This is a genomic window from Enterococcus sp. AZ067 (assembly GCF_051715005.1).
GTDB lineage: Bacteria > Bacillota > Bacilli > Lactobacillales > Enterococcaceae > Enterococcus_D > Enterococcus_D casseliflavus.
The window spans coordinates 2,764,862-2,786,899 of the sequence record NZ_JBIOSY010000001.1; the positions used below are offsets into that span (position 1 = coordinate 2,764,862).

The window sequence follows — 22,038 nt, forward strand, 5'->3', positions numbered from 1 at the left end:
TGTAAATGAAAAATGATCGTAGATAGTTGGAGTGAATCAAGGATGGCAGAAAAAATAATTGTTGTTGATGATGAAAAAGAAATCGCGGAGTTAGTCACGACGTTTCTAAGGAATGAAGGCTTCCAAGTAGAACCTTTTTATGATGGAACGAGCGCTTTGGCCTATCTTGAAAAAGAAACGGTCGACGTGGCGGTTTTAGATGTGATGCTGCCGGATATCGACGGCTTCCAGCTGTTGCAGCAAATTCGTAAGACCCACTTTTTCCCAGTACTGATGCTCACGGCAAAAGGGGAAGACTTGGATAAAATCACCGGTCTAAGCCTTGGGGCAGATGATTATGTGACCAAGCCCTTCAATCCTTTAGAAGTCGTTGCTCGGGTCAAAACGCAGCTGCGGCGATACCAGCGTTACAACCAGTCAGCGAATCCCCAGAAGATTGAAGAATACGAAAAGGAAGGCTTACTGTTGAAAATCAACAGCCACCAATGTTTTCTTTATGGCAAAGAGGTTTTCTTGACCCCCATCGAATTTAAAATCTTGCTTTACTTATTTGAACACCAAGGATCGGTCGTTGCCTCGGAAACCCTTTTTGAAGCAGTTTGGAAAGAAAAGTATTTAGACAACAATAACACAGTGATGGCACATATCGCCCGTTTGCGGGAAAAACTGAACGAACAACCCCGCAAACCGAAATTAATCAAAACCGTATGGGGGGTCGGCTATATCATTGAAAAATAGAAGTCCATTGATCCGCAAGCTCTTGACCCAATACTTTATCACCACGGGCATCTTGATGGCGATCTTGATCATCATTCCTTTCGCAGTACGCTTCGTTGCTGGAATGAGGGTCTGGTATGGCTATGAACCCATTTATCAAATTTTACGACTTTTTGCTGACTATTGGCTTCTTTGCTTAGCCATCGGGGCCTTACTGATTTGGGTGAGTACAACGATTTATTATATGAGTAAAGCTATCAGTTATTTGAATGAAACGATCCAAGCCACAAACCAACTGATTGCCGAACCCACGAAGCGAATCGTTCTTTCCAGCAATATGATTGATGTGCAAGAAGAAATGAACCAGTTGCGGGAGAAAAACTTACAGGATCAACGAGCCGCCAAAGAAGCGGAACAACGAAAAAATGATTTGATCGTCTATCTCGCACATGATTTACGAACGCCTTTGACCAGTGTGATCGGCTATTTGACGCTTTTAGAAGAGGAACCGCAGCTTTCTACCGAACTACGCGCACGCTATACGAAGATCGCCTTGCAAAAAGCCCAACGGCTGGAACTATTGATCAGCGAATTTTTCGAAATCACCCGCTTTAATCTTACAACGATCGCCTTGCAAACTGAAACCACGGATCTGAGCTTGATGCTGGAACAGTTGACGTTTGAATTTTTGCCGCTGTTAGAAGAAAAAAATCTCCATTGGCAACTTCAGCTACAGAAAAAAGTCTTTGCGACCGTTGATACGGAGAAAATGGAACGCGTTTTTGACAACTTGATCCGCAATGCCATCAATTATAGCTATCCTAACTCCCCTTTGCGATTAGCCATCAGCGAGTCTGATGATATCCTGATTCGTTTGACCAATCAAGGAAAAACGATCCCAGCTGAAAAGATCGGCTTGATTTTTGAGCCTTTCTACCGCATGGATGCTTCCCGAGCAACAGCGACGGGTGGGACGGGTCTTGGTTTGCCGATCGCCAAAGAAATCGTTGAAGCATTAGGTGGAAAGATCTGGGCGGAAAGCCGTGATGAAACCATCATCTTTTCGATTCGCCTACCGAAGGCAGCAATGGAAAAAAATGAACAGCTGTCTAAGCCCCATCCATCTGAACCAACCGCTTAACAGGCAAACAACCTGAGCATTTCGCTGCTCCCCTTCTAATTCAGAAGGAGGAATAGCTGCTCAGGTTGTTTTTTATTGATTGCTTATTGATACACCAAAGATCGTAATGCTTGATCGACTTTTTCTGCCGCTAAGCGTCCTTCACGAATCGCCCAGATAACTAAACTCGGTCCTCGTTTGGCATCTCCTGCGACTAACACTCGTTCATTGTTCGTCGTGTAATCATCGTACACTTCTCGCACACCAAAGGCATCGAAGAGTTGGGTCTCTGCACCAACAAAGCCCATTGCTAACAAGACCAAATCCGCCTTGATCACTTGCTCTGTGCCAGGGATCGGCTGAAACTGTTGATCCACTGAGACCGTTTCGATGGCGATCAACTGGCCGCGTTCGGCGCCGATAAAGGCCGTTGTGGACACTCCATGATACGTCACTTGTGTTTGTAGCACTTCAGCCGCTTCTTCTTGCCCATATCCTGTTCGAGCTGTCATTGGGTATTCTGGCCAAGGATTGCTGTCGGTCCGTGTCAATGGCAGTTGGGGCGTGATCTCCAATTGACGCACAGAAGCGGCTCCTTGCCGAATCGCTGAACCAATACAGTCATTTCCAGTGTCGCCGCCACCAATCACGATAACATGTTTGCCAGCAAGTTTTTTACTTGTTGCCGCTTTGCCATGCTTTAACACATCTTTGGTTGCTTCCGTCAGATAATCGACTGCAAATTGCACCCCAGTCAATTCACGCCCTGGAATCTTCAAGTCACGAGGAACACTAGCTCCTGTTGCCAAGATGACCCGATCATACTGAGCGGCCAATTCTTCTGCTGACAAGTCACGACCGATCTCCGTATTAGCGACAAAGGTCACGCCTAGCTCTGCCATCAAGTCAATCCGTCGCTGAATGACGTCTTTATCTAATTTCATATTTGGAATACCGTACATCAGTAAACCGCCAAAGCGATCACTGCGTTCATAGACCGTCACTTGATGCCCTAGTTGATTCAAGCGCCATGCAGCGGATAAACCAGCTGGTCCGCTGCCGACGATGGCAACTTTGAACCCAGTCGCTTCTTGAGGCAATCCCGAGGCTTTGACCCAATCATTTTCAAAAGCAGTATCGATAATAAAGCGTTCATTGTCGTGGATCGTGACACCCGAGCCATTCAGTGCTTCGGTACAGCCTTTTTCACAAGGAGCTGGACAAACACGACCAGTCATTTCAGGTAATGGGTTGGTTTTGGCAAGACGCTCAAAAGCGGCTTGGAAACGCCCTTGATAAACCAAGTCATTCCATTCAGGAATCAGGTTGTCATTGGGACAACCTGAAACCGCTCGTTGCCCCCCGTAAAAAGAACCGGTATGACAAAAAGGAATCCCGCAGTTCATACAGCGTGCTGCTTGCTCTTGACGCTCATTTTCAGGCAATGGCGTCTGTAATTCTTGCCAGTCTTCGATTCGTTCTGCCACTGGTCGGGTAGGATTTTCTACTCTTGGGTACTTTAAAAAACCAAATGGATCTGCCATATTAGTCACGCTCCTTTCCTGGGATGGTCAATTGTGGACCGACGACAGCTTCGAAGGCTTTCGTCACAAGTTCATCTCCGACAAACCCTTGGTCCGCCAAGGTCTCCGTCGCTTGGATCATCTGATGGTATTCTGTCGGATAGACTTTGATGAAATGGTGCTGCTGATTTTCCCAATCTTCTAGGATCTCAGCCGCCTTCAATGAATCTGTATAGGCGAAATGCTGCTGGATCATCTCTTTTAGTTGGTGGTCATCGCCGCTTTCGCCAATCCGATATAAATCAACCATTTCCCGATTGCATTTATCGGCAAAGGTTTGATCGGGGTCGTAAACATACGCCACGCCACCGGACATTCCAGCACCGAAGTTGCGGCCGGTTTTTCCTAATATCACCACGACACCGCCAGTCATGTACTCACAGCCATGATCGCCAACACCTTCGACAACGACATTGGCTCCACTGTTACGAACACAAAAGCGTTCGCCAGCAATGCCTCGGAAATAGCCTTCGCCTCGATTTGCCCCGAAGCACGCTACATTACCAACAATTGGTGAATGCTCTGCGTCATAAGCGGCATCTTCAGGTGGCACAATGATCAAGCGGGCACCGCTTAACCCTTTGGCTACATAATCGTTGGCCTCACCGATCAGTTTCAACTGGATGCCCTGGGTGGCAAAAGCCCCAAAGCTTTGTCCAGCAATACCTCGATACGTAAACTGCAACAGACCTGGGGTAACTTCATAATTGCCAAAACGTTCCGCGATCCAGCCTCCTAAACGCGCGCCGACTGAGCGTTGAACATTATTGATCGTATGATTCGTCACGATTTCTTGATTGTTGTCGATAGCAGCTTGTGCAAAAGCATCTAATTCTGGCCATTGACGTTTCTCAAGGAATGGATCGGTCACTTTGCGTTCGATTGGGATCGTCGTCCCAATCATTTTCGAAAAGTCTAATGACTTTGCTTTGCCTTTAGCAACGAAGCGTGGTGTCAACAATTCCGCATGTCCTACCATCTCATCGATGGTACGAAATCCTAACTCAGCCATCGTTTCCCGTAGATCTTCTGCTAAAAAGTACATCGTGTTGATGATGTGCTCAGGTTTTCCAGCAAAAAATTTTCGCAACGCTGGGTTCTGTGTAGCAATGCCAACAGGACATGTATTGATACTGCATACCCGCATCATGACACAACCAATCGCAACTAGCGCTAAAGAGGCAAAGCTATATTCTTCTGCTCCTAAAAGAGCAGCAATGGCGATGTCACGCCCCGTCATCAATTTTCCATCTGTCTCTAAGGTCATTCGCTGCCGCAAATGATTCATAGCTAACGTTTGATGGGCTTCTGCAAGCCCCATCTCCCAAGGCAAGCCAGCATCCCGAATCGAATTTCTCGGAGAAGCACCGGTCCCACCGTCATAGCCTGAGATCACGACTACGTCTGCGCCGGCTTTGACGACACCGGTAGCGATCGTACCCACGCCCGTACTAGAAACCAATTTGACATTGATCCGTGCATATGGATTGATGGCTTTTAAGTCATAGATCAGCTGGGCTAGATCTTCAATCGAATAAATGTCGTGATGTGGTGGCGGTGAAATCAATCGAACACCAGGCGTAGACCCTCGAATCTCGGCGACCCACGGGAAGACTTTATTGCCTGGTAATTGACCGCCTTCTCCAGGTTTCGCCCCTTGCGCCATTTTGATCTGGAGTTCATCTGCACTCATTAAATATTCGGCGTTGACACCAAAACGGCCAGAAGCTACTTGTTTGATGCGACTATTATAATTAATGCCATCCACTGGTTTGAAACGATTTCGGTTTTCTCCACCTTCTCCACTGTTGGATTTTGCCCCGATCGCATTCATTCCTTCAGCAATACAGCGATGCGCTTCTTCACTTAGTGAGCCATAGGACATCGCCCCGACTTTAAATCGTTTGACGATCGTTTCGACAGGCTCCACCTCAGCTAACGGAATACTGCGTCTTGTGTTCGCAAAGGTCCACATAGACCGTAACGTCGTTGGATTGTCCAATGCCTCTTGATTCATTTCCGCCGCATATTCTTTATAAAGCTCATAACTGCCTGTGCGAACGGCTTTTTGGAACCCATAGATCGTTTTTGGATTGAACAAATGATGCTCCCCATCGGCTTTGTACTGGAAACTACCGCCAGAATCAAGATAATCCATTCGTTTTTCACCATATGCGGCCTCATAACGCGTCAGATATTCTTGCTCGATTTGCGCTAACGAGAGACCACCGATACGGGTAACCGTGCCGGTAAAATATTCAGCGATGACTTTCTCAGAGATGCCAACCGCTTCAAACAATTGTGCCCCGTGGTAACCGGCGATCGTTGAGATTCCCATTCGTGACATGATTTTGACAATGCCCTTTTCACATGCCTTGCGGTAACTTTCGATCTTCTCTGAAAGCTCAAAATGCGCCAATGTCTGGTAAGCCCCATAAGGATGGACCCCACTTGCTCCGTAGCCGACTAACATGGCATAATGATGGACCTCACAGACTTCCGCTGTATCCGCAACGATCGATGCCAAGGAACGTTTGCCTTTTCGCACCAAATAATTGTGCAGGCCTGATACCGCCAAGAGAATCGGAATCGCCACTTTTCCTTCTTGCGCTTGGATGACTTCCCGATCACTTAAAATGACGATCGTTGCCCCAGCATCGATTTTTTGCTCCGTTTCTTTAAAAAGCGCTTCTAACGCTTGTTGCAAAGCTACCCCGTTTTCTGGTACATAATCATAAAGAATCGACTGTAAAACCGCTTTTTGACCATTTTGATTTAACTGTTTGATCTTTTCATATTCACTCGTTTTTAACACAGGACTAGCAATCTTCAGCTTATTACAATTGATTCGGATGTCCTTTGAAACATCCCCATCTCGACCTAAAAACAGCTCGGTACCGATTACTAATTTTTCGCGAATCGCATCAATGGGTGGATTGGTCACTTGGGCGAATTGTTGCTTGAAGTACGTAAACAAGGATTGGGGACGTTCGCTCAAAATAGCTAAGGGTGAATCAAACCCCATGGAGATCACTGGTTCTTCTCCCGTTTGAGCCATTGGTAAAATCAACGTGCGTATGATCTCATCCGTGTAGCCATTTCGTTTCCAAAGGGTCTGGATCGCATCGTCTGCTGTTTCCTCCTGCTTCTCAGTCCCAGGAAGCAGCTCTGGTGTCAATAGGTGTTCCGCTAGCCACTCCTGGTAAGGATGGGCATTCGCATAATGCGCTTTGATTTCTTGATTTCGTAAGATCATCCCTTTTTGGGTATCCACCAAAAACATATTTGCTGGTCCAAGCACCCCTTTTTCAATCACTTCTGACGCTGGTAAATCCACCACTCCTGACTCAGAGGCCACGACAACAAAACCAGCTTTCGTGATTGAGTAGCGAGATGGTCGCAATCCATTACGATCAAGGGCAGCTCCCACCATCTCCCCATCGGTAAAGCATAAAGCTGCTGGTCCATCCCAAGGAGCCATAAAGCTTGCATTGTATTCATTAAAAGCCGTCAGTTCTGGCGTCAAGCCAGCTTCTTTAGACCACGCTTCTGGCACCATCATCAACAGTGCTTGGGGAATGTCTCGACCTTGACGATACAAGTATTCCATACAATTTTCCAGCTTCGCAGAATCGGAGTTTTCGTCATCGTAGACTTCGATCTGATGTCCATGCATCCAATTTTCCGCCCCGCGTAACGTGTTGATTTCGCCATTATGGGCTAAGAAACGAAAAGGTTGCGCCCGACTCCAGCTTGGAAAGGTATTCGTTGAAAAACGAGAATGAGTCAAAGCAATACTCGAAGTCATTTCTGGGCTTTGAAGATCTTTGAAAAACAAGCCAACTTGATAGGCATGCAGCATCCCTTTATAAACAACTGTCTTACTGGACAAGCTGCAGATAGACAGCTCATCGGTATGATATGTTTTTTCCAGTTTACGCCGTAGCCGATAAAGCTGATCTTCAAAGGGACGGCCAGCAGCTACATCGACAGGCTTTTCAATAAAGACTTGCACAAAAGATGGCATGACTTTTTGCGCCCCCGGCCCACACTGATAATAATCATATGGAACGTCGCGCTGCCATAAAACCGTAAAACCCATTTGTTGAATGTCTTTAGTTACTTCTTCTTGGACCTGTGCTGCTCGGAGCTTTTCTTTCGGTAAAAAAAACATCCCAACAGCATAGGCGTCTTTTTCAGGCAATGGGATTCCTGCCTCTTTTGCCCGCTGCCGAAAAAAAGGATCTGGCATCGCCATCAAGATTCCTGCTCCGTCCCCCGTGTCAGGTTCAGCGCCTGTTCCCCCTCGATGATTCATCCGTTCTAACATCGTTAAGGCATTTTGGACGAGCTCTCGGGAATAATGACCATTTTTCTGAGCAATGAACCCCATCCCACAAGCATCTTTTTCAAAAGCGGCATCGTACATCGTTTGGTTCGTTGTTTTCATCATCTCTAAATCACTCATGGAATCACACTTTCTTTCAATTTTCTGAATATTCCGATTTTTAACAGTTTACAACCTGATTTTCTATCTGGCAAGTTTTTTTTACTTGATCCGATCTCGTTGCTTTCTTCCTTCAAGGGTTACTTACATCCATTGAACAAGTAGTTACTTGTAAATCACAGGCAGGAGTCTTCGTCTAATAAGGTTTTTTTATTATACAATAAACTATCGTAAAATTATTGCAAACAAATGAGAATCGTTATCAATTAACGCGGATTTTCTCATTTGGATGTCACAAATAGCTGCTTATGTCCCATTTTCAAGGAACAAGCTTGATTGATTTCAAAAAAAAAGATGACCCGCAATGGGATCATCTTTTTCCGTTTTTTTATTTTTCAAAGCCTTCTGCAACCGCTTCAGGATAGTTTTCTTTGACAATAGCTGCGCAATGGCCGCAAAGTGTTGGTAGTTGCTCTTCTACACCGACATCCACACGGACTTGACGACAACGTTCGCAGACTTCACCTTCAGCTTTTTCCACTAAGATCGCCACGTCTTCGAATTGATAGGCCGCTTCTGGTGCTGCTTCACCTGCTTCTTTGATCGTTAAGAAGTCCGGTGAAATGATCAGCAACTGAGCGATATCTGAATCAATGGCTTTTAGTAATGCTGCAACCGGTTCGCTTGAATAGACAGTCACTTTTGCTTCAAACGATTTCCCGATCAGTTTTGCATTACGCGCTTCTTCCAATGCTTTTAAGACATTGTCACGGAAATCAAGGAAAGCACGCCATAAATCAAGCAGCTCTTCTTGGTTAGCAAATGTATCATAGCCAGGGAACTCCGCTAATTGGACATATTCCTCTTCTTCTTTCAAATGTGACCAGATTTCTTCTGCAGTATGCGGAATGATCGGCGTTAGTAATTTCGTCAACGCAACCGCTGTTTGATAAAAGACGGTTTGCATGGCGCGACGTTGGAAATCATTTTCAGCTTCGATATAAACGACATCTTTCGCAAAATCCAAATAGAAGGATGACATATCGACTGTCAAGAAGTTGATGACTGTTCGGTAAATATGCAAGAAGTTGTATTTTTCATAACCATCTTCTCGGATCGTTTTGATCGTTTGATTCAAACGAACCATCATGTATTTATCAACAGAACGCAAGTTTTCAAATGGTACGCTGTCTTTTGCTGGATCAAAATCATTCGTGTTAGCCAATAAGAAACGCATGGTATTGCGAATTTTCCGATAGACTTCTGATACTTGATTCAAGATATCCATAGACACTCGAACATCCGCTTCGTAGTCAACACTGCTGACCCAAAGGCGCAAAATATCCGCACCCATTTGGTTGATCACTTTTTCTGGTGCAATGGTATTTCCAAGAGATTTACTCATCTTACGGCCTTCGCCATCTAAGGTGAAGCCTTGAGACAAGACGGCTTTGTATGGTGCGACTTCATTGATCGCAACACTAGTTGTGATACTTGAGTTGAACCACCCGCGATATTGATCAGAACCTTCCAAGTACATGTCAGCTGGGAACGTCAATTCTGGACGTTGACGTAACACGGCTTCGTGAGAAGAACCTGAATCAAACCAAACATCCATGATGTCAGTTTCTTTCGAGAATTTACCGTTTGGTGAGCCTGGATGCGTAAAGCCAGCCGGTAGCAATTCTTCGGCTTCTTTTTCAAACCAAATCGTTGAACCATGTTCAGCAAACAAGTTTGCCACATGCTCGATCGTTTCAGGCGTGATGATGGCTTCGCCGTTTTCTGCATAAAAGATTGGCAATGGTACACCCCACGCACGTTGACGAGAGATCACCCAGTCGCCGCGATCGCGAATCATATTGTATAAACGGGTTTTGCCCCATGGAATGATCCAATCTACTTTTTCGATCTCATCCAAAATGTTTTGACGGAACTTATCAATTGAAGCAAACCATTGTGGCGTTGCCCGATAGATGACTGGTTTTTTCGTCCGCCAATCATGTGGATAGCTGTGAGTAAAGAAGTTTAGTTTTAATAGCGCCCCTTTTTCTTCTAAAAGCTCAGTGATCATTGGATTGGCTTTGTCATAAAAGACCCCTTCAAATCCTGGTGCTTCTTCTGTGAAGACCCCACGGCTATCGACTGGTGATAAGACATCCAGTCCATATTTTTTGCTGACGATGTAGTCATCTTCCCCGTGTCCTGGTGCAGTGTGGACCAAACCAGTACCGGCATCCAATGTCACATGATCCCCTAACATCAACAGAGACGTACGGTCATAGAAAGGATGTTGCGCCGTCATTTTTTCTAATTGATCGCCTGCCAATTCTTGCAATACTTCGACAGATTCCCAACCAATCTCATTCGTCACGGTTTCTAATAAATCTTTTGCCACGACAAATTTACGACCATCAGCCAAGATTTGAACATAGGCAAAGGTTGGATTCACAGAGATTCCTAGATTCGCTGGCAAGGTCCATGGCGTCGTCGTCCAGATAACAAAAGATGTATCTGAATCAAGCAAATCTTTGCCATCTGCGACTGGGAAAGCAACATAGATCGATGGTGATTTCACATCTTTGTATTCGATCTCGGCTTCTGCTAGTGATGATTCACTAGATGGTGACCAGTAGATTGGTTTTAATCCTTTGTAGATATAGCCTTTTTCTGCCATTTTTCCGAACACGCGAATTTCTGCAGCTTCATAATCGGGCGTCAGTGTGATGTATGGGTGCTCCCAGTCACCAGAAACCCCTAAACGTTTGAAGTCAGCTCTTTGTGTATCCACTTGTGTCAAAGCATATTCTTCACATTTTTTGCGGTATTCTGCCAAGCTCATTTCTTTGCGCTTGATTCCTTTATTTGTCAACACTTGCTCGATCGGCAAACCATGGGTATCCCAACCAGGTACATAAGGGGAACGGAAACCTGACATTGATTTGGAACGTACGATAATGTCTTTACTGATTTTGTTCAATGAGTGTCCGATATGGATGTTCCCATTTGCATAAGGAGGACCATCGTGTAAGACAAAGGTTGGCTTGCCTTCATTTAATTCTTGACGGCGTTGATACAATCGATTTTCTTCCCATTCTTTTTGCCAATCCACTTCGCGGTTCGGCAAGTTGCCTCGCATTGGAAAAGCGGTTTTTCCAAGATGCAGTGTTTCTTTCATTTTCATTCTTGTTTCGCTCCTTTTCGTCTCACTACGTTTCCGTATAATTTCTAAATCCATTGACTCGACCAATCAATTGCTTCTATTGAACGTATCAAAATGGATTGGTTGCCATGACTTCCTTGTGTTTAGGTCTCACTGATTTTAAAAATCAATCCTAGTGATTCCTAGTAGGGTTACTACGCTCCTTATGGTCGCCTAGTACTGTTCATCATCTATTCTGTCTTGCTTCGCAAGCCAATCATAGTGATTCACAGCAAAAAACACGTCCGTCCCTGGCAAGGGACGAACGTGTTCGTGGTACCACCCAAATTTTTATTGTCGTTAGACAATTCTTTGATGATCGGTAACGGGATCAGGCGTCGTTCTCTACTTGAGTCTTTGGATAATCGGCTCTTTAAAGAACGCAACTCACAGATGATCTGATTTCTTACAGGGTTTTATTTGGCTTCCACTCTCCCAAACTCGCTTGAAAAATATAAGAAATTTTTCTGTTCTGTGTCTTAGTTGTTATCTGTTTTGTTCAATTCGTCTAATAAGTTTCTCGCATCATCTAATGTTTTCACTTCAGGGCTTTCGCTTACATCAACGATTTTTTCATCTGATTCAACAACGTCCACATCAAATGTGTCCACTGCTTCTGAGTTTACTCCAGAACCATTTTCACTGTCAAGTTCTTTTGATAAAACTTCTCTGATTACTTGATGGGAATCTTGCACGTAGCTTGAAAATGGCGCCAAAATCTCTTCCCACTCGGGGCTCTTCACTTGTTCTAATTGGGTTTGTAACATAACCAATAAGTTGTTGTGGAAGACTCTGGTTTTCTTCTTCAAGTCATTTGTTTCTGTTGCCAATTGACGGGCATTGTCGGTTGCATCCGTCAAAATCTCTTTGGCTTTTTCTTCCGCTGAGGTCATCAAGGCATGCGCATGTTTTTCTGCAGTAGCAACCATTTCATCCGCACGGTTTTGAGCAGAAGTAACGATTACTTCTGATTCTTTGCTTGCGCTTGTTTTTACTTTATCCGCCGTATCTTGAGCCACGATAATGGATTGATTCAAGGCATCTTTCAATTCATTGAAATATTCAAGTTTTTCTTCTGCGTGTTTCAACGATTTTTCTAACTCACGATTGCGTTGAACGGCTTCTTCATAATCACGAACGATCATATCCAAGAAGTCATCGACTTCATCTTGGTTGTAGCCTCTCATTTTTACTGAAAAGTTTTTATTTTGAATGTCTAATGGAGTTAATGCCATATTCTATACACCTCTTTGATTTATTTACGTAATACACCTAATAACAATCTAACTTTTTCTTTTTTCGTGGTTCCTTCTAACCCCTGTATTTGAATCCGACCAAATCCTCTTACCGAAATGATATCCAGTAAATCCAGAACAAAATCTGGTCGTAATGCTTCTGTCCAGTTTACTTTTACTTTTCCTGATTCGATCAACTGTTTCGAACGCTGGCGTGAGATGTTGTATACGGCAGAGATCACTGTATCAAGACGCAATGAGCTAACCGTTTCTCTTTCCTCGGTCCAGCCATCTTTAGGCACGATCAACTCGGTGTATTTTGTTTCTTCCAATCGAACGGATACGTTGCCGATTTTATCCACTTGGAGTTGAATAAAATGACTGACTTCAGTGGCAACGAATACTTGCCATATTTCACCATCGGAAAGAATGTCTCCAAAGTATTCCCTCTTGACTCCAGTCCCCATTAATGTGCCTAAAACTTTTCCATGACTCAACACCGTAAATTTTTTCGGGTATTGAATCGTAAATAAAGTCATGTCAAACTCATCGGTGGTGGGCTCATAGTAATCGGGATAAATCAAACAACGTCGTCTCTCAGCAGCTTCATATCCACCAAAAAAGCGGAAACTTAAATCCGTTGATTGACGAATCAAGCTTTCTAAGATATACGCTTGTCTCGGATCTAAAAAATCAGTCAAGTAAGGCGCATACTGCATTTGCACTTGTTCGATCCATCCTTGAGCGGAATCAATAAAAGGGCGTTCATCGTTTCGAAAATGTTGATAGACATTTGCGTTCACCGATAACCACCCCTTACGTTAAAATAAAATTGACTGTAGGATCAATATCAATGCTTGTGATGCTAGCTGTAAGACAATAATTGCAAATGCAATCGTAAAATCGATACCAGCAAAACTTAATTTCAATCGATCAAATAAACTCAAATACGGTTCACACACTTTTGCTAAGAAACGGCCAAAAGCGGACTGATACCCTCCTGGAAACCAAGACAAAAGTGCATAGATCACTAATAAAATGGTATACAGATAAACAGCATCACTCAGTAATTTAACGAATCTCAAGAATAAAATTGGCGTTCCTCCTCACTTTAGATATCAAAAAAATTGGTATCTGCTAATGTTTGGGCAGTGCCTTCAATTTCCATACCCTTAGGCGTGCAAAGAAAAATTTCATCGCCAACACGCTTGATATCACCATCTTCAGCGTACACTGTTCCTGTTAAAAAATCAACTATTCGACGAGCTTGGTACTCTTCAATTAAATGAAAATTAACAAGTACAGCATCTCCATTGATGACTTGCTTCGCAATCCCCATAGCTTCTGAATAAACGCGTGGTTCTACGATCGTTATTTTTCCAGCCATTTGTGGAGAGGTTTCTTTTGCTTTTGTGTCTTTGACTCTCGTATTAGTTCTTTGTTGCGCCATTGGAACGACTTTTTCTTCCGTCTTAGGCACCGATCTTACTCGTTCAGCCGCCGCTGAGGATTGTTGATAGGTAGCAGTTTGAGGCTGCTGTCTGTATTGATAGGCTTGATTTTGTGGTTGACTTGTTGTATAAGAAGCCGCTTGGCTAGAAGCACGCGTACTCGCTGTTGTTCTAGGGGCGGTAAAAGCTCCTCCTTGGTTCACAGCTGGTTTCGCTGCCGTGCGTGCAGGTTCTTCAGTGGCAAATGTTTCTTCATAATAATCTTCTTCGTCAGTCAATCCAAAAAAATTGGTCAGTTTCTCTTTGAGCGACATCGGTCAACCTCCTTTTTTATTGAAATAATGCTGTTCCTACACGAATAAATGTTGCGCCTTCTTGAATCGCAATGGGAAAGTCATTACTCATTCCCATACTCGTTTCTAAGCAAGGGGCATGTGTAAGATGCAGGTCAGCGATCTGTTGTTGAATCCTTTTTAATTCTTTGAAAATCTGATGCTGCTCGTCTTTGGAAGCAGTGAGCGGGGCCATCGTCATCAATCCAACAACACGAATTTTGTCGAACGAAGCGAGTGCTTCAATAAAAGCCACCACCTCTTCTACGAAAATCCCTTGTTTCGTTGCTTCCTGCGAAACATTCACTTCCACAAAGCAGTTGATCGGATGCTCTGCTCGTTTTTGAATTTCTTGTGCCAGTTTGATTGAATCCAACGCATGGAAAAAATCAATCTCATTTATAACTGATTTTACCTTTCTGCGCTGTAAATTACCAATAAAATGCCAACGGACATCTGGGTAATCAGTTAATGCTGCCTTTTTTTCAAGTAGCTTTTCTACTCGATTTTCTGCACAATCACGCACACCATTTTCTAGAAGTTCTCTTGTCGTTTCTGTATCGACGGATTTTGTCACAGCTGTCAAACAGACCTCACTGGCATTTCTAGAAACAAGAGCACAGGAGTCCTGTATCTCTTGCTGGATCTTGTGCAAGTTCTCAGAAATCATGTGCTCTGCCCCCTAGCGTTTACGACGGAAAAATGGTGGTGTGCTTAATTCGTCGTCATCATTCGAGCGTACTTCATCACGGCTGAAGGTGTCGAATTCTTTCTTTTCTACATTTTCAAATGTGTTTTCTTCTACTTTAGGTCGTACATTTTGTTCTTTACGGATATCCCAATCACCAAAACCATTGCTTTCTTCTGCTTGTGCAGGACGCGCTTGGTCCATATCTAAGGTTGGTTTTTGTGGGATAGAATGAATTTGGCTTTGACTTTGTCTGCTAGAGCGAGACCCACGTTCTTTTTTAGAAGGGTCAATGCCGGTTGCAATGACAGTCACACGGATTTCATCGCCTAAGTCTTCATTGATTGATGTACCTAAAATAATATTTACATCACCTGTTGCCGCATGAGCGACGATATCAGAAGCATCTTGTGCTTCAAATAAAGTCATGTCCAATCCGCCAGTGATGTTCAATAGCACTTGTTCAGCACCATCGATCGATGTTTCTAGCAATGGTGAAGAGATTGCTTTTTTCGTTGCTTCGATCACGCGTTCTTCGCCGCTAGCAACGCCGATTCCCATCAAAGCGGTGCCTTGATTTTCCATCACTGTTTTCACATCAGCGAAGTCTAAGTTGACATAGCCAGGTGCAGTGATCAAGTCTGAGATCCCTTGAACCCCTTGACGCAAGACATTGTCTGCTTCACGGAATGCTTCAAGCATTGGCGTTTTCTTGTCAACAACTTCTAACAAACGGTTGTTTGAGATGATCAATAAGGTATCGACATTCTCTTTTAATTTAGCGATTCCTTCAGCAGCAAAACGGCCGCGTTTTGGTCCTTCAAATGTAAACGGACGAGTAACGACGCCGACTGTCAATGCGCCGATTTCTTTGGCAATTTTAGCTACGATCGGTGCAGCACCGGTCCCGGTTCCGCCACCCATACCAGCGGTAATGAAAATCATATCCGCGCCTTCTAATGATTCACGAATAGAATCTTCACTTTCTTCTGCTGCTTTTTGACCAACTTCTGGTTGTGAACCAGCACCAAGACCACGGGTATATTTAGGGCCTAATTGAATGACTGTTTCTGCTTTTGAATTTTTTAATGCTTGAACGTCAGTGTTGGCTGCAATAAATTCTACGCCTTTGACATTTTCTTCGATCATACGATTTACTGCGTTGCCGCCACCACCGCCGACTCCGATGACTTTGATCACAGCGCCGTCATTGATGTTATTATCAATTGAAAATTCCATAGTTTATCTTCCTCCTGAGAATCGTTTTAGATTATTCAAAGATATTTGAGAAGAAATCTTTTACTCGGTTTGTGATCGACTCACCTTTTTTCTCTTCTTCTGTTTCTTCATAAGTTTCTTCTGGAGCTTCATATTGTTCGTAATGCACTTCTTGTTGTTGAATGGCAACGGGCTGTTGCGCGACTGTTTTTTCACCAGTGATCGCACTTTTGGCAAGCTGATAGACTTCGCTTAAGTTTGCTGAATAGTCAACGATACTGATTACATTGGTGAATACAGGATTTCTAAGTCCCATATGATTAGGAACGTAAAGCTTAACGTTTGTTTCGAATACTTCTTGAGCAAGATCTACGACACCAGGAAGACTTGCAGCGCCACCAGTCAAGATCACGCCACCCGGTAAATCAAGTCCATCGATTTCGTCTAGGACTTCTTTTGATTTGGTGAAGATTTGTTCCATACGGGCTTCAATGATTTCTGATAAATAGCGTTCATCGATTTTCACTGGTTCTGATTTTCCGATCACATCAACCGGAAATTCTTCGCTGGCTGAAGTGCGTTCAGGATACGCATCCCCATAATTGATCTTCAATGCTTCTGCATTGTTGAAAGAGGTATTTAAAACCGTCGAAATGTCTTTTGTGACAAATTCGCCGCCCTCTTGGTTCACATGGGTGAATTTCAATTGCTTGTCGTGCATCGCCGATGTGGTTGTTTGGCCGCCACCAATGTCGATGACGATCGTACCAAAATCTTTTTCACCGTCTGATAAAATCGATTCCGTTAGTGCTAATGGCGTAATGACTACTTCATTAACAATCAGACCAGATTTTTCAACACATTTGCGAATGTTGTGAATGATGGTTTTTGGTCCTGTATAAACAACACCAAACATTTCTAGGCGAACCCCGATCATGCCACGAGGATCTTTGATTCCTTCAAAACCATCAACGGTAAATTCCTGCGGTAAAATAGCAATGATCTGTCTTTCAGGAGGGGTAGAACGAACGAGTGCTGCGGAGGCAACATTACGCACGTCTTCGTCGGTGATCTCTTTTGATTCACTATTGACAGCGATCATTCCTTGACAATTTTCCACTTCAAGAAGATTGGCTGGTACACCAACACTTACACTGCGAATTTGAATTCCTGCTTTTTCTTCTGCTTGTCTTACTGCTCTTTGAATGGCTTGTACCGTTTTATCGATATCTACAATGATTCCACGGTTGATTCCTTCTGATTTTGCATTACCTACACCAATGATATTCATTTGGCTGTCAACGTATTCGGCTACTACAACTTTTACAGATGTCGTACCGATATCAAGGCCAACATACATTCCCGTTTTTGCCATGGATGGGGTTCCCTCCTACTTAAATTGGATATATAGCGAACCATCACAGTCCGTTTTTAGAGTTCATTCGAATAATTTGTTCACTGTTACCAATTCTACCATATAATGGCGCTTTTTAGAAACAAGTTAATGAAAAAAACTCTTGAATTTTTCCTAAGAATCACTATCAGCTGTTTGATTTTCGTCTGCATCGTCTTCTTGTGTATTTGAAATTGGGTAAGTAAAGATTCCAACTTCCATATCCACAATACTGTCCTCGGTCAAATCTTTGGCAATTTGCGGATAATACTGCATTTGACTCACCATATTCGAAATGTTGACGATCACTTGATTGCCATCATTCATAAAGAGAGTCAGCAGCTCATCATTGCTGTCACGGGGGGTATATTTGATTTGAGAAACGCCATCGCGAATTTCTGAACTTAATTCTTGATAGGCACTAAGTGTTGCTTTGATTTTATCTTCAGCCGAAAAATTTTCTAAAACCGGCAATCCTTCCACTGGCTGCTCACTGATTTCATCTAACACAACGCCATTTTCTAAAACCGGCGCATAGCCACCATCTTGGGCTAGTAAAGCAACTTCTTGAAATTCAGTGACAGTGATATCGAAGCGATTGATACCAGATAGAGAAATTGAGGCATTTTTTATACGTGGCAATTCTTTTTTGATGGCAGACACGCTTTGATTACGTTCGAAAAATTGCGGCCACATCTCTTCATTGACGGTTAGGTCCGAATTTTCGAGAATTGCTTCTGCGGATACTTCATGATTGCCTTTGACGACCACATTCGCCAAACGACTTAGGGGCGAAACGAAATACAAAACAATCAATAAAGGAATCATCAACAATCCAATAATCAAGGCTAAACGGCGAATCAACACTTGGTTGCGGTACGCCTTTAGGTTAGGCAGCCGATCAGCAAAGGAGCGGGCCTTATTTTCTGGCTCTGGCAATGCTTCCTTCTCATCAACAGACTCTTCCATTGCTTCATCTGCTTCAAAAAATGTTTCTTCTTGCTCGTCTTCATGGTCTTTGGACGTATCTTCTGTTTCTTCAGGAGCAGGAGAAGACCAAGCTGGCTGATTGCCTTTTTCTTGCAAATACTTTAGATTTTCTTTTTGCCAAGGGGTCAACTCTTCCGTTGACGAGGGGGTTTGATCATCATGAGGTGTTTTGTCTTTACTAATGATAATCGCTCCTTTCTATCCCACACATTGTACTATTTGATTACCTCTTGCACAAGTCGAAATAATCGTTCTGAGGCATCGCTGATCCCTTGTTCTTTTGAGGCTTTTGCCATCTTACTACGAAGGGCTTCATCTTGCATGATACTGTCTACTGCTTCCACGAGGTTTTGACTGTTTAGTTCATGATCGGCAATCATTTTGACTGCTCCTGCATTGGCTAAACTTTGGGCGTTCTTCGTTTGGTGGTCATTGGTCACATAAGGACTAGGAATCAAAATCGCTGGAATCCCTAATGCAGTGAATTCTGCGATCGATGTGGCTCCTGCTCGTCCAATCAACAAATCACTATTTGCCATCACTTCTGCCATCTGATCAATGTAAGGGCGAATACTGATATTAGGAAAGGCATCTTTTGACATGCCAATTTTTTCTTCGATCTCTTTGTAATACCGTTCACCTGACGCATAGAGAAGCTGATACTCTTTTTGAGCAAACAGCGGCAGCGCATCAATGATCGCTTGATTGATTTTCAGTGCTCCTTGACTCCCACCAAAAACCAAGACCGTCTTTTTCGCCGGATTTAAATCGTAGGAAGACAAAATCGTCGACTTTTGACTATTCCGTACTTCTTGACCCCTGGGATTGCCCACAAGCACCGTTTTCTTCGCTGGAAAGTATTGAGAAGCATCGTGAAAAGCAATGGCGATTTTATCCACATACTTGGTTAGAAACTTATTGGTGATTCCAGGAACACTATTTTGTTCATGAATAATGGTAGGTATTTTCAACTTCGCTGCAGCAAAGACCACGGCGCCAGAAACATAGCCGCCGGTGCCAATCACCACATCCGGTTGAAACTCCTTGATGATTTTCTTTGCTGCATAATAGCTTTTCATGAAAAGCTGGATCGTTTTTACGTTATCAAAAGACAGCTTACGCTTAAAGCCTTGAATCTCTAACGTTTTAAAAGGAATACCTGTTGGAGGGACGATTTTATTCTCCAAGCCCCTTGTTGCACCAATGTATAAAAATTCGGCTGTCGGGTCAATCTCTTTTACGTAATCGACAAAAGACAACGCTGGATAGATGTGGCCGCCAGTACCGCCGCCAGTCACAAGTATTTTCATGTCCTTCACTCATTTCTATTTAAGTTCTGCTACTGCCGCCATAAATTTGTCGCCTCGAACTTCAAAATTAGGGTATTGATCCCAACTTGCATTCGCAGGTGACAATAGAATCGTATCTCCAGCAGCACTTAAAGAAAAGGCAACTGGGACGGCTGTTTCAACATTGTCTGTCATTTCAATCGTTTTTACGCCAGCTGCTTGAGCGGCTGCGGCTAATTTTTCTTTTGTTTCTCCAAACACTACGATAGCTTTGAGTCCTTTTAGTGCTGGAACCAACTCATCAAAACTGTTGCCACGGTCCAAGCCGCCTGCCAATAAGACCAATTTCTCATTGTCAAAACCGCCTAAGGCCATTTCTGTTGCTAAGATGTTGGTTGCTTTGGAATCATTGAAAAATTTCACCTGATTGATGGTGGTGACATACTGGGTCCGATGAGGTACCCCAGTGAAGGTTTGCAACGCTTGTTTGATTGCTTCGTTTGGCATATTGCAAAGTTTACCGACAGCAATCGCTGCTAATGCATTTTCAATATTATGATCTCCTGGCACGCCAAGTTCATCAGCTGCCATGATCACTTCTTCTTTATAATAGAGGATACCGTCAAGCATGTACGCGCCTACTACTTTTTCCTTGGTGGAAAAAGGAATGATTTGCGCTTTTGATTTTGCCGACAGTGCTTCTAGTTCTGGCTGGTTCCAGTTGATCACCAAATAATCATCTGCAGTCATTCGCTGTTGCAACCGCCACTTTGCTAGGACATACTCTGGACGACTGCCATGGTAATCGATATGGGCTTCATAAATATTGGTGATCACGGCGATTTTTGGTCGCAAAGTATCGATCCCCATCAATTGGAAGCTAGACAATTCCATGACTAATCGGTCTTCCGCTTTGGCCGTTTGAGCAACCGAACTTGCAGGAAACCCAATGTTCCCAGAAAGCAGTGCCTGCCCTTTTTGCATCCCTGCGTTTAAGACATTGGCGATCATGGTCGTTGTGGTGGTTTTTCCGTTCGTACCAGTAATGCCGATAATCGGAGCCTCAGAGATTTGATACGCTAGCTCCACTTCCGTGATTACAGGAATTTTTTTCTCTAAAGCTTTTTGAACAAGGGGCTGTGAATAAGGGATTCCTGGATTTTTCACAACTAACGAAAAGCCTTCATCCAATAATTCGATTGGGTGGCTGCCAGTGATCACTTTGACCCCTAACGCCAAAAGATCTTGTGCTTCGGGATTTTCAGCAAATGGCTTGCCGTCATTAACGGTCACAAGTGCGCCCAAATCATGTAACAATTTGGCCGCACTGAATCCACTACGCGCTAATCCTAGCACAAGAACTTTTTTATTTTGATATGTTTTAATTTTTTTCATTTTCTTCATCTCCTACCATACAAGGGCTATTGTGAGCAACGAGCAACCTAACGCAATACACCAAAAAACAGTGTCGATCTTCCACTCAGACCATCCGCTCATTTCAAAATGATGGTGGATGGGTGACATCTTGAAGATTCGTTTGCCCGTTAATTTGAATGAGGCAACTTGCAGCATCACGCTTGCTGTTTCACAAACATAGACCAGTCCGACAAGCAAGAGGGTCCATTCTTGGTGTAAAAGAATCGAAATTGCTGCCAGCAGACCGCCTAAAGCCAGCGAGCCGACATCCCCCATAAAAATTTTAGCCGGTTTGCGATTGTACGGAAAGAAGCCGATCAATCCGCCAATGATTGCTAGACAAACGATCAATACATCAATTTGATCTTGCCGCCAAGCAATCAGTGCGTAAGTTGAAAAAGAAATCGTGCCCAGTCCTGCGACCAGACCATCGATACCGTCGGTCAAGTTGACTGCATTTGAAAAACCGACCAGCCAAAAGATGACGAACACTCCGTAAAAGATCGACAGTGGCACATCGATCCCAAAGAAATTTAACACGTCTGCATTGCCTTCCGCTCGAAAAACAAAGTAAAAGACGAGTCCGCCTAAAATTTGTCCAATCAATTTTTGCAGCGAGTTTAAGCCCATATTTCTTTTGCGGAAAATCTTGATGAAATCGTCAAGAAATCCTAATGCACCATAAACCAAGGTAATGAACAAAAGAATGAACAATGAAGCAGTCAGTTGATTTTGCCATGCCCCTACCCAAATTGCAGTGATCATTGCAGAAATCAAAAATACAAACCCACCCATCGTTGGTGTACCAGCCTTTACGTTATGCCATTTAGGGCCGTCACCACGTATTTCCTGTCCGTATTTCTTCATTTGAAAATAGCCGATAAACAAAGGCATTGCGGCTGTTACGATCGCAAAGCCGCTTGCCAAAGGTAATATCATCTCTGTCCATTCCATATC

At 43.6% G+C, this 22,038-nt stretch carries 16 protein-coding genes; 2 read left to right on the forward strand and 14 right to left on the reverse strand.

Annotation, left to right across the window (positions count from 1 at the left end; translation table 11 throughout):
• The first annotated feature begins 42 nt into the window (after positions 1-42).
• Together vanR-C and vanS are read left to right on the forward strand one after the other, a co-directional pair.
• Positions 43-738, forward strand: a complete 696-nt coding sequence (gene vanR-C, locus IGI82_RS13165; RefSeq protein ID WP_005228837.1) for a vancomycin resistance response regulator transcription factor VanR-C — start codon at positions 43-45, stop codon at positions 736-738.
• Complete coding sequence (gene vanS / locus IGI82_RS13170) at positions 728-1,858, forward strand: vancomycin resistance histidine kinase VanS (RefSeq protein ID WP_307723812.1); 1,131 nt, start codon at positions 728-730, stop codon at positions 1,856-1,858. The genes vanR-C and vanS overlap by 11 nt, the downstream gene beginning before the upstream one ends.
• An 83-nt stretch (positions 1,859-1,941) precedes the next feature.
• Here vanS and IGI82_RS13175 read toward each other — a convergent pair whose 3' ends face one another.
• From IGI82_RS13175 to mraY, 14 genes are all read right to left on the reverse strand, one after another.
• A complete protein-coding gene (locus IGI82_RS13175; RefSeq protein ID WP_438842317.1) occupies positions 1,942-3,381 on the reverse strand; it encodes a glutamate synthase subunit beta in 1,440 nt (479 codons plus the stop codon).
• Position 3,382: 1 nt separating this feature from the next.
• Positions 3,383-7,888, reverse strand: coding sequence for a glutamate synthase large subunit (gene gltB, locus IGI82_RS13180; protein ID WP_438842318.1), 4,506 nt, complete (start codon positions 7,886-7,888; stop codon positions 3,383-3,385).
• Positions 7,889-8,255: 367 nt separating this feature from the next.
• The gene (gene ileS, locus IGI82_RS13185) at positions 8,256-11,051 is read right to left on the reverse strand and encodes an isoleucine--tRNA ligase (RefSeq protein WP_438842319.1); all 2,796 of its coding nucleotides are present in this window, start codon (positions 11,049-11,051) and stop codon (positions 8,256-8,258) included.
• Between the two features lie 497 nt (positions 11,052-11,548).
• Positions 11,549-12,304 carry a DivIVA domain-containing protein gene (locus IGI82_RS13190; protein ID WP_005228824.1) on the reverse strand — a complete coding sequence of 252 codons (756 nt, stop codon included), beginning with the start codon at positions 12,302-12,304 and terminating at the stop codon, positions 11,549-11,551.
• Between the two features lie 20 nt (positions 12,305-12,324).
• Entirely contained in the window at positions 12,325-13,107 is a 783-nt protein-coding gene (locus IGI82_RS13195; protein ID WP_438842320.1) for an RNA-binding protein, read from the reverse strand.
• 18 nt (positions 13,108-13,125) lie between these two features.
• Positions 13,126-13,389, reverse strand: a complete 264-nt coding sequence (locus tag IGI82_RS13200; RefSeq protein WP_005228822.1) for a YggT family protein — start codon at positions 13,387-13,389, stop codon at positions 13,126-13,128.
• Positions 13,390-13,415: 26 nt separating this feature from the next.
• Positions 13,416-14,069, reverse strand: coding sequence for a cell division protein SepF (locus IGI82_RS13205; protein WP_008377341.1), 654 nt, complete (start codon positions 14,067-14,069; stop codon positions 13,416-13,418).
• 16 nt (positions 14,070-14,085) lie between these two features.
• The gene (locus IGI82_RS13210; protein WP_008377340.1) at positions 14,086-14,757 is read right to left on the reverse strand and encodes a YggS family pyridoxal phosphate-dependent enzyme; all 672 of its coding nucleotides are present in this window, start codon (positions 14,755-14,757) and stop codon (positions 14,086-14,088) included.
• A gap of 12 nt (positions 14,758-14,769) precedes the next feature.
• Positions 14,770-16,014 carry a cell division protein FtsZ gene (gene ftsZ, locus IGI82_RS13215; protein ID WP_005237278.1) on the reverse strand — a complete coding sequence of 415 codons (1,245 nt, stop codon included), beginning with the start codon at positions 16,012-16,014 and terminating at the stop codon, positions 14,770-14,772.
• A 31-nt stretch (positions 16,015-16,045) separates the two neighbouring features.
• Entirely contained in the window at positions 16,046-17,368 is a 1,323-nt protein-coding gene (ftsA, locus tag IGI82_RS13220) for a cell division protein FtsA (protein WP_005237279.1), read from the reverse strand.
• Positions 17,369-17,521: 153 nt separating this feature from the next.
• Entirely contained in the window at positions 17,522-18,505 is a 984-nt protein-coding gene (locus IGI82_RS13225; protein ID WP_081116377.1) for a cell division protein FtsQ/DivIB, read from the reverse strand.
• 86 nt (positions 18,506-18,591) lie between these two features.
• On the reverse strand, positions 18,592-19,686 hold the full coding sequence (gene murG, locus IGI82_RS13230) for an undecaprenyldiphospho-muramoylpentapeptide beta-N-acetylglucosaminyltransferase (RefSeq protein WP_005237281.1): 1,095 nt from the start codon (positions 19,684-19,686) through the stop codon (positions 18,592-18,594).
• Between the two features lie 15 nt (positions 19,687-19,701).
• A complete protein-coding gene (gene murD, locus IGI82_RS13235) occupies positions 19,702-21,060 on the reverse strand; it encodes a UDP-N-acetylmuramoyl-L-alanine--D-glutamate ligase (protein ID WP_438842321.1) in 1,359 nt (452 codons plus the stop codon).
• Positions 21,061-21,072: 12 nt separating this feature from the next.
• Positions 21,073-22,035 (reverse strand): phospho-N-acetylmuramoyl-pentapeptide-transferase, encoded by a 963-nt coding sequence (gene mraY, locus IGI82_RS13240; RefSeq protein WP_010749769.1) that lies wholly within the window; start codon positions 22,033-22,035, stop codon positions 21,073-21,075.
• Between the last annotated feature and the right edge of the window lie 3 nt (positions 22,036-22,038).

Bases quoted from the DNA above. Each gene is read 5' to 3' on its own strand.
- vanR-C (WP_005228837.1), top strand. From the start codon at position 43: ATGGCAGAAAAAATAATTGTTGTTGATGATGAAAAAGAAATCGCGGAG.
- IGI82_RS13175 (WP_438842317.1), bottom strand. From the start codon at position 3,381: ATGGCAGATCCATTTGGTTTTTTAAAGTACCCAAGAGTAGAAAATCCT.
- gltB (WP_438842318.1), bottom strand. From the start codon at position 7,888: ATGAGTGATTTAGAGATGATGAAAACAACGAACCAAACGATGTACGAT.
- ileS (WP_438842319.1), bottom strand. From the start codon at position 11,051: ATGAAAATGAAAGAAACACTGCATCTTGGAAAAACCGCTTTTCCAATG.
- IGI82_RS13190 (WP_005228824.1), bottom strand. From the start codon at position 12,304: ATGGCATTAACTCCATTAGACATTCAAAATAAAAACTTTTCAGTAAAA.
- IGI82_RS13205 (WP_008377341.1), bottom strand. From the start codon at position 14,069: ATGTCGCTCAAAGAGAAACTGACCAATTTTTTTGGATTGACTGACGAA.
- IGI82_RS13210 (WP_008377340.1), bottom strand. From the start codon at position 14,757: ATGATTTCTGAGAACTTGCACAAGATCCAGCAAGAGATACAGGACTCC.
- ftsZ (WP_005237278.1), bottom strand. From the start codon at position 16,014: ATGGAATTTTCAATTGATAATAACATCAATGACGGCGCTGTGATCAAA.
- ftsA (WP_005237279.1), bottom strand. From the start codon at position 17,368: ATGGCAAAAACGGGAATGTATGTTGGCCTTGATATCGGTACGACATCT.
- murG (WP_005237281.1), bottom strand. From the start codon at position 19,686: ATGAAAATACTTGTGACTGGCGGCGGTACTGGCGGCCACATCTATCCA.
- murD (WP_438842321.1), bottom strand. From the start codon at position 21,060: ATGAAAAAAATTAAAACATATCAAAATAAAAAAGTTCTTGTGCTAGGA.
- mraY (WP_010749769.1), bottom strand. From the start codon at position 22,035: ATGGAATGGACAGAGATGATATTACCTTTGGCAAGCGGCTTTGCGATC.